We start from the raw sequence: 13,151 nt of genomic DNA, 5'->3' as shown, positions 1-13,151 counted from the left end.
GACTTCTCCTTCCGCCCGTCCGCACCCGCCGCACGCGCGCATGCTCCGGAGCGGCGCAAAGGCAGGACCACCCGCGCCTCCGGAGAGATGCGTTATAGCCGAACGGGAACGACGCTTCCAGGCGGAAAGGCGTTCCTCACAGGGTCTGCGGCCCACCGCCCCCCTGGCCCGAGCCGCGCTCGGAACGGTGGAGGCGGCTGAGCAGGACCAGCATCTCGCCGGGCATCGGCGGATCCTGCGCCTCCGGCGCGGTCAGGTCGAACCGGGATGGACGCCTCCGCCCCTTCTGCGATGCGGGATCGCGAGGGAGCACGATGGGACTGCGTTTCCTAAGATCTTTTCTTGTTGTCATCACACGCAACGGACTCTGCGGCGTCGCCCGCAAGGGGAAGCGACGGCCAGAACGCGAAGCTTGGCCATTCGTTCCATCCGGCGGGATTTCGCCTAGCGATTGTACAATCTGCCAACCCGGCGGGCGTTCCCGCGCCGGATTCTGGAATGCGTGGCGGTCCGGGCCGGCCGGTGCTAAAGCCCGCGCCATGCTCGAAGGCCTGCCGCCCCACCGCCCGACCCACCTGCTGCGCCTCCTCACCCACGAGGCCGCGGCCCGCTCGATGACGGACCTCCTCGGCGAGGTCTTCGACCCGACGGAGACGGCGGTCGCCGCCTTCGAGGCGGAGGACGGGCAGACCTGGAGGCTGGAGGCCTATTTCTCCGAAGCGCCCGACGAGGAGATCATCCGCGACCTGATCCGACCGATCGTCGGTGACGCCGCGGACGAGGCGGTGTTCGAGACGATCGACCAGCAGGACTGGGTCCGCGCCTCCCTGGAGGGGCTGAAGCCCGTGCGGGCCGGCCGCTTCCTCGTGCACGGCGCCCATGACCGGGAAAAAATCCGGCCGAACGACCTGCCGATCGAGATCGAGGCGGCCCTCGCCTTCGGCACCGGCCATCACGGCACCACCCTCGGCTGCCTGCGTGCCCTGGTCGACGAGCTGAAACGCGGCCGGCCGGCCCATGTGCTCGATGTCGGCACCGGCACCGGCATCCTCGCCTTCGCCGCGGCCAAGGCTCTGCGCGCACCGGTGCTCGCCGGCGATCTCGACCCGGAGGCGGTCTGGACCGCCAAGGGCAATGCCCGGCTCAACGGGCTCACCCCCTTCCTGCGGCTCTACGAGGGGCCGGGGGTGCGCCACGCCCTGGCCAACCGGCCGCGCCGCTTCGACATCGTCTTCGCCAACATCCTGGCCCGGCCCCTGAAGCGCCTCGCCCCCTCGCTCACCGCCGTGGTGGCCGATGACGGCGTGCTGATCCTCTCCGGCCTGATCGAGCGCGACGTGCCCGGCGTGCTCTCCACCTACCGCCACCGCGGCTTCCACCTCGTGCGCCACGGCCTGATCGAGGGCTGGGCGACCCTGGTCCTGCGCCGTGGCGGCGCGGCGCCCCGACCAATCGTTTGAACGCGATCCTGCGCCAGGCGATGGGCCGGTAGACGCCGCCCGGGGCGCGGCGTAACCCTCTGGCCATGACGAGCCAACGCCCGCGCTTCCAGTCCTTCGAGGATCCGAGCCATGCCAAGGGATCCGAGCGCATCGAGGCCCTGCGCTCCGCCCTGCGGGAGACCGGCATCGACGGCTTCGTGGTGCCGCGGGCGGACGAGCACCAATCCGAATACGTGCCCGCCCATGCCGAGCGCCTCGCCTGGCTGACCGGCTTCACCGGCTCGGCCGGAACGGCGGTGATCCTGGCCGACAAGGCCGCCCTGGTGGTCGATGGCCGCTACACGCTGCAGGCGCCGGAGCAGGTCGATACCGGGGTGATCACGGTGGTGCCGCTCGCCGAGAAGACGGCGGAGGCTTGGCTCGGCGAGAATCTCGGCAAGGGGCAGGTGCTCGGATACGATCCCTGGCTGCACACGCCGGACGGCGTGGCCCGGCTGGAACGGGCCGCGGCCAAGGCCGGCGGCAGCCTCAAGCCCCTCGATGCGAATCTCGTCGACGCGGTCTGGGCCGGCCGGCCGAAACCGCCCGGCGGCCCCGTCGTGAGTCACCCGGCGGAGATCGCCGGCGAGAGCGTGGCGGACAAGCTCGCGCGGGTGCGCGCGGCCCTCGCCGAAGCCGAGGTCGACGCCCTCGTGATCTCCGATCCGCACAACCTCGCCTGGGCCTTCAACCTGCGCGGCGCGGACGTGGCGCACACGCCCCTGGCGCTCGGCTACGCCATCGTGAAGCGGGAGGGGCTGGCCGGCCTCTATCTCGCCTCGCGCGAGATCGACCCAGATCTGCGCGCGGCGCTCACGCCCCACGCCATCCTGGCGGGGCGGGCGGATTTCGAACCGGCGCTGTTCGCGCTCGCCACGGGGGCGGCCCGGGTCCGGCTCGACACGGTGACCGGCGCCGTGGCGCTGAAGAACCGCATCGAGGCGGCCGGCGGCGTCGCCGATCTCGGCGCCGATCCGATCACCCTGATGAAGGCGGTGAAGAACCCGGCCGAGATCGCCGGCACCCGCGCCGCCCATCACCGGGACGGCGTGGCGCTCACCCGCTTCCTCGCCTGGCTCGACCGGGAAGGCGCCAACGGCCTCACCGAGATCGCGGCGGTGGAGGCGCTGGAGGATTTCCGGGCGGAGGGCGGTCTGCTGCGCGAGGTCTCCTTCCCGACGATCTCGGGCTCGGGACCGAACGGCGCCATCGTGCATTATCGCGTCACCCGCGCCACCGACCGCCGGCTGGGGCCGGGCGAGCTCTTCCTGATCGATTCCGGGGCGCAATATCTCGACGGAACCACCGACGTGACCCGCACGGTCGCGATCGGGACGCCGAGCGCCGAGATGCGCGACCGCTTCACCCGGGTACTGAAGGGTCATATCGCCATCGCCCGGGCCGTCTTCCCCAAGGGCACGACCGGCACGCAGATCGATGCCTTCGCCCGGGCGAGCCTGTGGGAGGCGGGGTTCGACTACGACCACGGCACGGGCCATGGCGTCGGCGCCTTCCTCTCGGTGCATGAGGGGCCGCAGCGCATCGCCAAGGTCGGCACCGTCGCCCTGCAGGCGGGGATGATCCTCTCGAACGAGCCCGGCTACTACAAGGCCGGCGCCTACGGCATCCGCATCGAGAACCTGATCCTGGTCGAGCCCCGCACGCTGCCCGGGGGCGAGCGGCCGATGCTCGGCTTCGAGACCCTGACCCTCGCGCCGATCGACCTGCGCCTCGTCGAGCCGGCGCTGCTCGGCCCGGCGGATGCGGCCTGGCTCGACGCCTATCACGCGCGGGTCCGCGAGGCCCTGTCGCCCGATCTCGATGCCGAGACCCGCGCCTGGATCGACGCGGCGACCCGGCCGGTGGGGACGCCCACGTGAGCGCGCGCAAGCCCGCCATCCTCTTCGTCTGCCTCGGCAATATCTGCCGCTCGCCCCTGGCCGAGGCGGCCTTCCGGCAGGAAGCCGGGCGCATCGGCCTCGACGTGGAGGTCGATTCCGCGGGCACCGGCGCTTGGCATATCGGCGAGCCGCCCGACCGCCGGGCGCAGGCCGTGGCGCTTCGCCACGGCGTCGACATCTCCGGCTATCGCGCGCGGCAGGCCTCCCGGGAGGATTTCGCGCGCTTCACCCACGTGGTGGCGCTCGATCCGGACAATCTCGCCGCCCTGCGCCGCCTGCGCCCGGCCGAGGGCGCCGAGCTGTCCCTGCTCCTCGACCACGTGCCCGGCCGGCGTGGCGAGGCGGTGGCCGACCCCTATTACGGCGCGGATTCCGGCTTCGACACGACCTGGGCCGACGTGACCGCGGGCGCCCGCGCCCTGGCGGCCCGGCTGGCGAAGGGATGAGCGGGCTCGCGGAGACCGGCGCGGCCCTGCTCGGCGGCGCGCTGCATCAGGCGCGGCCGCTCTCGGGCGGGGATCTGTCGCGCCTCGTCGCGATCACGCTGGAGGATGGGCGGCAGGCCATCGTCAAGGGCGGCCCCGATCCCCGCGAGGAGGCCCGGATGCTGGAGGCGATCCGCGCGAGCGGCGCACCCGCGCCGCAGGTGCTCGCCGTCGACGAGAGCGTGCTCGTGCTCGACGTGCTGGCGACCGGTCGGGCAAGCGGCGCCGACGCGGCCCTGGGCGCGGCGGTCGCGCGCCTGCACGGGGCGACGGGGCCGCGCTACGGCTGGGAGCGGGATTTCGCCTTCGGCCCCGTGACCATCGCCAATGGCTGGTCGGAGGATTGGCCGGCCTTCTGGGCCGAGCGCCGCCTGCTCTGCCACCTGCCGCACATCCCGGCGGATCTCGGCCGGCGCATCGACCGGCTCGCCGCCTCCCTGTCCGGACGTCTGCCGGAGAGGCCGCGCCCGGCGCTGCTGCACGGGGATCTCTGGAGCGGGAACGTGCTCCTCGACGGCGACCGCGTCTCGGGGCTGATCGATCCGGCCTGCTCTTACGGCCATGCCGAGGTCGATCTCGCCATGCTCGATCTGTTCGGCCGCCCGGGACCCGCCTTCCGTGCCGCCTACGGCCCGGCCGAGCCGGGCTTTGCCGAGCGCGTTCCCCTCTACAAACTCTGGCCGGCCCTGGTGCATCTGCGCCTGTTTGGCGCCGGCTATCGCGGCATGGTCGAGGGCTTTCTCAAGGCGGCGGGGGCGTGAGGCGTCACAGGCTCCGCGAGAGCACCAGCGGACCGTTGCGGGCGGGGCCGCGCCCGTAGGGGGAGGGAGCGGTGGAGGGCTTGCCGTAGACCGTCGGCGTGCGGGTGCGGCCGATCTCCTCGGCGAGCGTCTTCACGAGCCCTTCCGAGACGCTGCGGGCCGTGGCGAGCACCGCCTGGTTGGTCTCTACCACCTCCATGAAGCGGCGATGGGCGCTCTTCAGCGCCTCGATGCTCGCCGGCGCAAAACGGGCCAGGGCGATGGCATTGGCTTTGGCCGCCTCCAGCCCGGTCATGTAGGCCGCCGAGAGCATCGTCTTGCGCGGGGAATCCGCCAGCGCCTCCCGCAGGCGGCCGGCGCGGACACCTTCGCTCTCCCGGACGAGCACGCCTTCGAGCTCCCGCATCGTGGTGGTCAGATCCGCCACGAAGGCTTCCGCGGTGGCGCGGTCGAGGATGCGCAGGGGCCCGGTTTCCGGCCTGCCGTCACTTGCCGCCATTGCCCGCCTCCTGCAGCTTGAGGATCTCGCGATAGACTTGGTCGGCGATGCCGACGCCGCCGCTCTTCACGATCGAGCCCGCATATTCCTTGCTGAGCATCGAACGCCACACGCCGCCGCCGGTGCCGTTCTCGCCCAGCGGCCCCTCGGTGCCCTCGGACTTCGTCAGTTCCTCCATGCTGTTCTCGAGAAACATCGATTCGAAGTCGTTGGCGGTCTTGCGCGCCTTGGTCTCGGAGGCCGTCTTGGCGGCGTCGGAGAGCGTCTTGGAATTGTCGCTGGCGAGGGCGTTGACGATGGACTTGCCGACGCCGACGGCCGCCGAGGCCGCGAAGGTTGCGAGCGGGAGCATGTCTCTCCTCCTCCGTTACATCAGCTCGATATCGGCCTGGAGCGCCCCGGCCGTCTTGATCGCCTGAAGGATCGAGATCAGGTCGCGGGGGCCGACGCCGAGCGCGTTGAGCCCGTCGACGAGTTCGCGCAGGGTCACGCCCTCCTTCACGAGGGCGAGCTTGTTGCCGTCGCCGGTATCGACCTTCACGCCGGTGCGCGGCACGACCACGGTCTGGCCGTTCGAGAGCGGGGCGGGCTGGCTCACCTGCGGCTGCTCGGTGATCGTGACCGTGAGGTTGCCCTGCGCGATCGCCACCGTGGAGACGCGGACGTCGCGGCCCATCACGATGATACCGGAGCGCTCGTCGACCACGACGCGCGCGGTCTGATCGGGCTCCACCTTGAGCTGCTCCACCTCCGTGATCAGCTTGATCATGTTGCCGTGGTAGCGGTTCGGGATCTGCAGGGTGACGGTGGCCGGGTCGGTCGGCTCGGCGGTGTCGGCGCCCATGAAGTCGTTGATCGCGGCCGCGATCCGCTTCGAGGTGGTGAAATCCGGGTTGCGCAGGGACAGGCGCAGGGAACGGGCGTCGTTGAGCTTGAAGGCGACCTCGCGCTCGATCATGGCGCCGTTGGAGATGCGCCCGTTGGTCGGCACGCCGCGGGTGATCTTGGCGGCGTCGCCCTCGGCGGAGAAGCCGGCGATGGCGACTGAGCCCTGGGCCAGGGCATAGACCTCGCCGTCGGCGCCGAGGAGGGGCGTCACCAGCAGGGTGCCACCCTGGAGCGACTTGGCGTCGCCGAGGGAGGACACGGTGACGTCGATACGGTTGCCCTGGGTGGAGAAGGGCGGAAGGTTCGCCGTCACCATCACCGCGGCGAGGTTCTGCGTGCGCATGGTGGCGCCCCGCGTATTGACCCCGAGCCGCTCGAGCATCGCCTGGAGCGACTGCTTGGTGAAGGGGATGTTGTTGAGGGTGTCGCCGGTGCCGTTGAGGCCGACGACGATGCCGTAGCCGACGAGCTGGTTCTGCCGCACGCCCTCGATCGAGGCGAGGTCCTTCACCCGCGACAGGGCGAAGGCATCGGCACAGGCGAATCCCCAGAGCAGGAGCGCGCCGGCGGCGAGCCGCAGGATCGAGAGGGGAAACGGGCCGTCGCGGAAGGCAGCCATGGCAACCAAAAGAGGTGACGAACGCTGGTCCATCGCGTTGCCAGGAGCATGCCAGCCCGCCCTCTTCGCCAAGCAACTGCGATTGCTCGACTTTTACGAAAGTCGCCTTGGTTTCGCCGGGGAGGCAGGGCCGGTTCCTGCCGGGCGGCCGGCAGATCCTGCCGGGCCGTTTACGCCCGGTTAACCATGCGGGCCGATGGTCGGTCGGGCTTTCACCGGCCCTCTGCGAGGCGGTCCCGAATCCCTGATGCGCGTCGAAACCCGCCCCACCATCGCCGCGGCCGGCTCGGCCGCCAGCCGCAAGACCGCGGGCGGGACATTCGAGCTCGCAGGCGGCACCGGGGCGGGCGAAGCCCGGTCCGCGGCCGCCGCGGCCCAGCCCAGCATGCTCGCCGGGCTCGACGCGATCCTCACCCTCCAGGCCGAGAGCGACACGCCGGAACAGCGCCGCCGCCGTTCGGTCCAGCGCGGACATGACCTGCTCGACGGTCTCGATCGCCTCAAGGCGGCGCTGCTCGGCGGCCGCGTCTCGGCGCGCGACCTCCAGGCCATCGCCGGCCGTCTGGCCGAGCGCGCCCCGGAGAGCGGCGATCCCCGTCTCGACGCGCTCACGGCGGAGATCGAGCTGCGAGCGGCGGTGGAACTCGCCAAGCTCGAGGCGGCGCGGGGCGTCTGATCCGGTCTCTCTCTGCGAGGGCGGAGCATGCCCCTCCCTGCGCGCCCCGATCGGCATCCGCCAGGCTCGCTCTGAGGCGAGGTCACGCCGTTCTTGCGGAGTGATTCCGCAGCCCTCCATCGGACACGAAAGAGGGTGCGGAACGCGTTCCGCACCCTCGAGACGTTCTGCCGGGTCGGCGTGACGGATCAGGCCGAGAAGGCGCTCAGCGCGGCGGTCGGCCAGGCGGCGTGGTGGCTCAGCGAGAGGGCAAAGACCTGATCGAGCCGTGCCCGCTCGGCCTCGACGATCGCACCGTCCACCGCGACCGGGCGGCAGCGGCCGTTCCAGCCCGGGGCCACGAAGTCCGGGTTGTGGAGCGCGTGGTCGGAGGCTTCCGCGAAGAAGGCGCGGTCACCGCCATCGATGTAGCTCTCCGCCGGCAGCCCTTCCGCGAGGAGGATGTCGTGGGCGTCGAGCTCGACATGCCAGTAGGTCACGCTCTCGGCGGGCATGCGGGCGATCGTGGTGCCGTTGATCAGGCACATGATCGGCACGAGCACGCCGCCTTCGCCATCGGCATCCGCGCCGACGAGGACAGGATGGCCGGGCGAGAGACGGAGGTCGCGGGCCGGCAGGCCGGGGCCGAAGGCGTCGGCACGCACCCGCACGGGCCGCTGATCGTCGGACAAGGCCTTGCCGGCGCCGCCCAGCTCACGGTGACCGATCCAGGTGATCGGACGCAGCGCGCCGGAGGCGGTCACGGCCATGTCGCCGACCTGCAGGGCCTCGACCGCGATCTCGCCGCGGGCGGTGCGGATCAGGGTGCCGGTGGTGAAGCAGACGGGCACGACGTAGTCGCCGCCGGTTCCGTTGCCGTCATCCGCGAAGGTGGTCCGGTTCGGATTGCCACTGCCGAACATCTGGGTGTTGGAGAAGACGTAGCGGTTGGTGGTGCCGTTCGCGCTGCCGGGGACGCCGTTGGAGCCCAGGAACAGGATCTGGTTCGGGTTATCGAGTCCGGTTGCCTTCAGGGTCTCCGTCGTCGGCGTCGTGTTGCCGGGGAGGGTGTAGGTGAGCGTGACCGTGCTGTTGGAGTCGGTCACGGTGCCGTTGAGCGTCACCGGGAAGTCGTAGGTGTCGTCGATCCGGAAGCTGCGCGTGGCATTGGTCGGCACGCCGCCATCGTCGGTGCCGAAGAACCCAGCCTGGTACACGGTGTTGTTGAATGTGATTGGCAGTGCCATTGCCCGGTCCTCCGATTGTATTGTCTATTTTTGAACGGGTCAGCGGACGGGGACTGGCAGATCAGCACATCGCCTTTGCCAGCACCGGTTGTCGCTGGCTCGGTTATTCTGAGAATTCAATAATTGCGCTAGGGCAAAGGGTCCTGGCCTCTTTTGCCTAAACATCCCGATGACTGGGTTTTCCTTCGAGGCGCCTACAACGGAGCCTTGTAATTCCATGGATTGTTGCTGGATTGCGACAGTTGCGGCGCGCCGGCGGTGGATAAGTGCCCGCCTGCGGGTTGCGCCCCCTCGGATTGAGGCTCGGCGCCTGCGGCGTTGACGCCCGCGGCGGGATTGCCGAGAAGGGCGCCCGCGCGAAGGGCCGGGCGCGAGAGACGGCTCCGGGTGGCCCGATCACGCGTCGATGCTGTTCAATTCCTTCGTCTTCCTCCTGGCCTTCCTGCCCGCGGCGCTGCTCGCGCACGCGCTCGTCGAGCGCTACCGGCCGGAGGGGCGGCTGCCGCTCCTCGTCCTCCTCTCCTTCGTGTTCTACGGCTGGTGGGATCCGCGCTTCGTGCCGCTGCTCGCCGCCTCGATCGGGGTGAACTGGCTCGTCTCCCGCGCCTTCCTCCGCACGGGCACCGGCTGGCTCGTGCCGGCGGCCATCGCCGGCAACCTCGCGGTGCTGGCGGTCTTCAAGTACTTCGATTTCTTCGCCGATCTGGCGAACCTGATCCCGGGCATGGCGGCGCCGCGGCTGGACCTCGCCCTGCCGCTGGGCATCTCCTTCTTCACCTTTCACCACATCATGTACCTGACGGACCTGAGGGCCGGCCGTGCGCCGGGCTTCGGGCTCACCAAATACGCGCTCTACATCGCCTTCTTCCCGCAGGTTCTCGCCGGGCCGCTCGTGCGCTGGAGCGAGATCATGCACCAGTTCGACGAGCGCCCCTATGCGCGGCCGGACGCGGCGGAGCGGATCGGGCGGGGCGTGATGCTGCTGACCATCGGCCTCGCCAAGAAGGTGCTGCTCGGCGACCCGCTCGCCGCCTATGTGAACCCGGTCTTCCAGACGGCCGCCGCCGGCAAGGCGGTGAGCGCGGCCGAAGCCTGGCAGGCGACGCTCGGCTTCACCTTCCAGATCTATTTCGACTTTTCCGGCTACACCGACATGGCGCTCGGCATCGCGCTGCTGTTCGGCCTGGTGCTGCCTCAGAACTTCGACGTGCCCTACCGCGCCACCTCCCTGCGGGATTTCTGGCGGCGCTGGCACATGACGCTGTCGCGCTTCCTGCGCGACTACCTCTACATCCCCCTCGGCGGAAACCGGCGCGGCCTTGCCCTGCAGATCGGCGCCCTCTTCGCCACCATGACGCTGGGCGGCCTCTGGCACGGGGCCGGCCTCACCTTCGTGGCCTGGGGCGCCGCCCACGGCCTCGGCCTCGGGGCCGGCGTGCTCTGGCGCCGGGCGGGCGGCCGGATGCCGCAACTCGTCGGCTGGGCGCTGACCGCCGCCTTCGTGATCTTCACCTGGGTGCTGTTCCGCGCTGCCAGCTTCGAGGCGGCGGTGACGATCTACAAGGGGCTGCTCGGGCTGGCGCCCGCGGGCTCCGGCTTCAAGTGGCGCACCCTCGCCTTCGCGGCGGCTGTCGCCCTGATCGGCCCGAGCGCCTGGGCGGCCGTACACCGGCTGCCGCCCCGGCGAAGCCTCGCCCTCGTCTTCGCACTCCTGTTCGTCGTCGTGCTCCTGAAGATCGGGGACGATGCGAACTACGAGTTCATCTACTTCCAGTTCTGAGGCGGTCGCATCCGATGAGCGCACCGCCGGACGCCGCACGCTGGGCCGCCTTCGCGAGAACCTTTCTCGCGACCCTGGTCCTGATCGTCGCCGGCTACCTGACGCTGGCCTATCTGGTCGATCCCTACGACAGCGGCCGCTCGACCCTGCTCTCGGCCGGCGCGGTGCGGCCGCAGGGGCCCCGCACCGCCTCCGCCCTGCGCGGACGCGATCCCGCCTTCGCGGGAGCCGTCTTCGGCAATTCCCACATCCAGCTCGTGGAGCCGGAGCGCCTCGCACAGGGCAGCGGCATCCCCTTCGTCCAGCTCTCCGTGCCGGCGACCGGGCCGCTGGAGCAGCTGACGCTGATGCGCTGGTTCCTCGCCCACCATCCCGCGCCGCGGGCGCTGGTGGTGGCGGCGGACGATTACTGGTGCACGGGCGATCCGGCGCTGACCAACGAGAAGCCGTTCCCGTTCTGGTTGCTCGCGCCGGATCTCGGCAGCTATCTGCGCGGGCTGCTGCGCTGGCCCGTGGCGCAGGAGGTGGCCGGGCGGATCGGCTGGCTCCTCGGCAAGCGGCACAAGACCGCCCGGCCCGACGGCTGGTGGGACTACGAGCAGAACTATCTCGATCTCGGCTTCGGCACGAACCCCTCCTGGGACGCGCAGCGGGAGATCCGCCCTCCCGCGACCCCGGCGCCCGGGCGCGGCGGGCCCGCCTTCCCGGCCGCGGCGCGCTTCGGGGCTTTCGTCGAGGCACTTCCGGCGCGCACGGCGCTGATTCTCGTCTTCCCGCCGGTCTATGCCGCAGCCCTCCCGCCCCCCGGCAGCGCGCGGGCCGAGGCGGAAACCGCCTGCAAGGCCGCCATCGCCACGGCGGCGCGGCGGCACGCGCGCAGCGCCGTGATCGATTGGCGGCGCCCGCGTCCCGGCGTCGAAGATCCGGCCCTGTTCTTCGATCAGACCCATTATCGGCACGCCCTCGCCCGGCGTGTGACCGACGAGATTGTACAATCACTGCGGGAATTGGAAGATCGATAGCTTGTAGGGCCCGGCCTGCCTCGGCGGGTCTCGCGGCGAGGGGAGGGGCCTCGGGCAGGAGCTTTCGTGCCAGCGTTTTCATTCGGGAGCGACTTGGCCGAAGCTTGCGCTCGTCATCGCAAAGAATTTCGATTTCTTTCAAAGCATTGAGTCTCAAACTTTCCGAAATGACCGTGGCGAGTTTGCCGCAGCGCCGCGACTTCGTCGCTCCGCCGAAGATCGCACGCGATCCATCCGTTGTGGTGCACTACCACCTCGATTATACGCCTGCCGAAATCGCCGCAGACCGGCAGGAGTTGCGAGGGGCAACGCATGGCGAAGGTCACGATCGAGGATGGCTACGTGCCCTCCGAAGACGAGCCCTTCATGAACGAACGGCAGCGCGAATATTTTCGCCGCAAGCTGTTGAGTTGGAAGAACGAGATCCTGCGTGAAGCGCAGGATACGCTGACGACGTTGCAGAGCGAGAACGAGAACCACCCCGATCTCGCCGACCGCGCCTCCTCGGAGACCGACCGTTCGATCGAGCTGCGCGCCCGCGACCGCCAGCGCAAGCTGACCAGCAAGATCGACGCGGCCCTCGCGCGGCTCGAGGACGGCTCCTACGGCTATTGCGAGGAGACCGGCGAGCCGATCTCCCTCAAGCGCCTCGATGCCCGCCCGATCGCCACGCTCTCGCTCGAGGCCCAGGAGCGCCACGAGCGCCGCGAGCGGGTCTACCGCGACGACTGATCCGGTCGCGCCTCTTCACGTTTCGGAACAATCGAGACGGGACGTTCTTCCCCCGAAAGCAGTTTTCGGAGGGTTCGCCCATGTCCAACGACGTCTTGATCCTCGTTCTCGCACTCGCCACCATTGTCATCGTCGCAGCCTTCGCGATCTGGCAGCGCGGCCGGGTTGCCCGCCTGAAGGGCGATCCGCGGCGGTCGAGCTTCACGCAGAACCACGGCGGGCCGCCGCGGCCGAACCGGCCGGGGACCGAGCACTGAGCCGAGCCCCCGCTGGAGCGGGCAGGGCGAGCCGCGCCTCAGAAGGGCAGCAGGATATCCACGATCTGCTGGCCGTAGCGCGGCTGCTGCACGTCGGTGATCTGGCCGCGTCCGCCATAGGCGATGCGGGCCTGGGCGATCTTCGTGGAATCGATGGTGTTGTCGGACTCGATGTCCTCCGGCCGTACCACGCCGGCGACGATCAGCTCGCGCACCTCGTAGTTGATCCGGATCTCCTGCTTGCCCTCGACCACGAGGTTGCCGTTCGGCAGCACCTGCGTGACCACGGCGGCGACGTTGGTCGAGACCGTCTCCGCCCGCTGCACGGAGCCGGCGCCATCGTTGGAGGTGGTCGAGGTCGCGTTCAGCAGGCTCTTCGGCGTGATGCCGGCGGCGGTGACCGCGGCGTTGTTCTCGAAGCCGAAGGCATTGGGCAGGCCGAAGGATTCGGTGTTGGCGCGCGAGCGCTTGCTCTCGTTGTTGAGGTTGGCCTTGTCGGTGACGTTCACCTTGACGGTGAGCAGGTCGCCGATCCGGGCGGCGCGCTGGTCCTTGAAGAAGGCCCGCGAGCCGGTGCGCCATAGGGAATTCGGCGCATAGGAGACCGGCTGCACGTCGGGCATCGGCATCCGCACGGGCTTGTAGCCCGGCTGGCTGGTCGGATCCTCGATCGCCGAGAGCGCCGGCGTGGCGCCGACCTGCGAGAGGCGGTCCACCGTGTTGCAGGCGCCGAGGCCGGCGCAGGCGAGGAGGGCGAAGCCGAGGGCGGCGGGCCGGGCGGGGGTGATGCGGCGGACGGTCATGGGACGGGCCGTGATCGTGAG

At 70.3% G+C, this 13,151-nt stretch carries 14 protein-coding genes; 9 read left to right on the top strand and 5 right to left on the bottom strand.

The window, feature by feature from the left end:
• The first annotated feature begins 539 nt into the window (after nt 1-539).
• From MFF21_RS17000 to MFF21_RS16985, 4 genes are all read left to right on the top strand, one after another.
• Entirely contained in the window at nt 540-1,460 is a 921-nt protein-coding gene (locus tag MFF21_RS17000) for a 50S ribosomal protein L11 methyltransferase (RefSeq protein ID WP_238312478.1), read from the top strand.
• Nucleotides 1,461-1,525: 65 nt separating this feature from the next.
• Nucleotides 1,526-3,361 (top strand): aminopeptidase P family protein, encoded by a 1,836-nt coding sequence (locus MFF21_RS16995; RefSeq protein WP_238312477.1) that lies wholly within the window; start codon nt 1,526-1,528, stop codon nt 3,359-3,361.
• A complete protein-coding gene (locus MFF21_RS16990; RefSeq protein ID WP_238312476.1) occupies nt 3,358-3,828 on the top strand; it encodes a low molecular weight protein-tyrosine-phosphatase in 471 nt (156 codons plus the stop codon). The genes MFF21_RS16995 and MFF21_RS16990 overlap by 4 nt, the downstream gene beginning before the upstream one ends.
• Nucleotides 3,825-4,628 carry a fructosamine kinase family protein gene (locus tag MFF21_RS16985; RefSeq protein ID WP_238312475.1) on the top strand — a complete coding sequence of 268 codons (804 nt, stop codon included), beginning with the start codon at nt 3,825-3,827 and terminating at the stop codon, nt 4,626-4,628. The genes MFF21_RS16990 and MFF21_RS16985 overlap by 4 nt, the downstream gene beginning before the upstream one ends.
• A 4-nt stretch (nt 4,629-4,632) precedes the next feature.
• Here the strand turns inward: MFF21_RS16985 and MFF21_RS16980 are convergent, their stop codons facing one another.
• Genes MFF21_RS16980 through MFF21_RS16970 form a run of 3 tightly spaced genes read right to left on the bottom strand, consistent with a single transcriptional unit; the run spans nt 4,633 to nt 6,634 of the window.
• Nucleotides 4,633-5,127, bottom strand: a complete 495-nt coding sequence (locus MFF21_RS16980; RefSeq protein WP_238312474.1) for a hypothetical protein — start codon at nt 5,125-5,127, stop codon at nt 4,633-4,635.
• A complete protein-coding gene (locus MFF21_RS16975) occupies nt 5,114-5,479 on the bottom strand; it encodes a rod-binding protein (protein ID WP_238312473.1) in 366 nt (121 codons plus the stop codon). The genes MFF21_RS16980 and MFF21_RS16975 overlap by 14 nt, the downstream gene beginning before the upstream one ends.
• 15 nt (nt 5,480-5,494) lie before the next feature.
• The gene (locus MFF21_RS16970; RefSeq protein WP_238312472.1) at nt 5,495-6,634 is read right to left on the bottom strand and encodes a flagellar basal body P-ring protein FlgI; all 1,140 of its coding nucleotides are present in this window, start codon (nt 6,632-6,634) and stop codon (nt 5,495-5,497) included.
• A 247-nt stretch (nt 6,635-6,881) separates the two neighbouring features.
• On the opposite strand from MFF21_RS16970, the gene MFF21_RS16965 reads away from it, so the two are divergent.
• A complete protein-coding gene (locus tag MFF21_RS16965; RefSeq protein WP_238312471.1) occupies nt 6,882-7,310 on the top strand; it encodes a flagellar assembly protein FliX in 429 nt (142 codons plus the stop codon).
• Between the two features lie 188 nt (nt 7,311-7,498).
• Here MFF21_RS16965 and MFF21_RS16960 read toward each other — a convergent pair whose 3' ends face one another.
• Nucleotides 7,499-8,536 (bottom strand): Hint domain-containing protein, encoded by a 1,038-nt coding sequence (locus tag MFF21_RS16960; RefSeq protein WP_238312470.1) that lies wholly within the window; start codon nt 8,534-8,536, stop codon nt 7,499-7,501.
• Nucleotides 8,537-8,942: 406 nt separating this feature from the next.
• On the opposite strand from MFF21_RS16960, the gene MFF21_RS16955 reads away from it, so the two are divergent.
• From MFF21_RS16955 to MFF21_RS16940, 4 genes are all read left to right on the top strand, one after another.
• Complete coding sequence (locus MFF21_RS16955) at nt 8,943-10,316, top strand: MBOAT family O-acyltransferase (protein WP_238312469.1); 1,374 nt, start codon at nt 8,943-8,945, stop codon at nt 10,314-10,316.
• A 14-nt stretch (nt 10,317-10,330) separates the two neighbouring features.
• Entirely contained in the window at nt 10,331-11,338 is a 1,008-nt protein-coding gene (locus MFF21_RS16950; RefSeq protein WP_238312468.1) for a hypothetical protein, read from the top strand.
• A 312-nt stretch (nt 11,339-11,650) separates the two neighbouring features.
• A complete protein-coding gene (gene dksA / locus MFF21_RS16945; RefSeq protein ID WP_238312467.1) occupies nt 11,651-12,070 on the top strand; it encodes an RNA polymerase-binding protein DksA in 420 nt (139 codons plus the stop codon).
• A gap of 80 nt (nt 12,071-12,150) precedes the next feature.
• Nucleotides 12,151-12,327: a hypothetical protein gene (locus MFF21_RS16940; RefSeq protein WP_238312466.1), complete on the top strand. Its 177-nt coding sequence runs from the start codon at nt 12,151-12,153 to the stop codon at nt 12,325-12,327.
• A gap of 38 nt (nt 12,328-12,365) precedes the next feature.
• On the opposite strand, the gene flgH is transcribed toward MFF21_RS16940, so the two are convergent.
• Nucleotides 12,366-13,130, bottom strand: coding sequence for a flagellar basal body L-ring protein FlgH (gene flgH / locus MFF21_RS16935; protein ID WP_238312465.1), 765 nt, complete (start codon nt 13,128-13,130; stop codon nt 12,366-12,368).
• Nucleotides 13,131-13,151 lie beyond the last annotated feature (21 nt).

This window comes from Methylobacterium organophilum (genome assembly GCF_022179465.1).
GTDB lineage: Bacteria > Pseudomonadota > Alphaproteobacteria > Rhizobiales > Beijerinckiaceae > Methylobacterium > Methylobacterium organophilum.
Note: the sequence above shows the minus strand (reverse complement) of the source record. Positions and strands in the feature narration are given on the sequence as shown.

Excerpts from the sequence above, each read along its gene's own strand:
- MFF21_RS17000 (WP_238312478.1), top strand. The coding sequence starts at position 540 with ATGCTCGAAGGCCTGCCGCCCCACCGCCCGACCCACCTGCTGCGCCTC.
- MFF21_RS16995 (WP_238312477.1), top strand. The coding sequence starts at position 1,526 with ATGACGAGCCAACGCCCGCGCTTCCAGTCCTTCGAGGATCCGAGCCAT.
- MFF21_RS16985 (WP_238312475.1), top strand. The coding sequence starts at position 3,825 with ATGAGCGGGCTCGCGGAGACCGGCGCGGCCCTGCTCGGCGGCGCGCTG.
- MFF21_RS16980 (WP_238312474.1), bottom strand. The coding sequence starts at position 5,127 with ATGGCGGCAAGTGACGGCAGGCCGGAAACCGGGCCCCTGCGCATCCTC.
- MFF21_RS16975 (WP_238312473.1), bottom strand. The coding sequence starts at position 5,479 with ATGCTCCCGCTCGCAACCTTCGCGGCCTCGGCGGCCGTCGGCGTCGGC.
- MFF21_RS16970 (WP_238312472.1), bottom strand. The coding sequence starts at position 6,634 with ATGGCTGCCTTCCGCGACGGCCCGTTTCCCCTCTCGATCCTGCGGCTC.
- MFF21_RS16965 (WP_238312471.1), top strand. The coding sequence starts at position 6,882 with ATGCGCGTCGAAACCCGCCCCACCATCGCCGCGGCCGGCTCGGCCGCC.
- MFF21_RS16960 (WP_238312470.1), bottom strand. The coding sequence starts at position 8,536 with ATGGCACTGCCAATCACATTCAACAACACCGTGTACCAGGCTGGGTTC.
- MFF21_RS16955 (WP_238312469.1), top strand. The coding sequence starts at position 8,943 with ATGCTGTTCAATTCCTTCGTCTTCCTCCTGGCCTTCCTGCCCGCGGCG.
- MFF21_RS16950 (WP_238312468.1), top strand. The coding sequence starts at position 10,331 with ATGAGCGCACCGCCGGACGCCGCACGCTGGGCCGCCTTCGCGAGAACC.
- dksA (WP_238312467.1), top strand. The coding sequence starts at position 11,651 with ATGGCGAAGGTCACGATCGAGGATGGCTACGTGCCCTCCGAAGACGAG.
- MFF21_RS16940 (WP_238312466.1), top strand. The coding sequence starts at position 12,151 with ATGTCCAACGACGTCTTGATCCTCGTTCTCGCACTCGCCACCATTGTC.
- flgH (WP_238312465.1), bottom strand. The coding sequence starts at position 13,130 with ATGACCGTCCGCCGCATCACCCCCGCCCGGCCCGCCGCCCTCGGCTTC.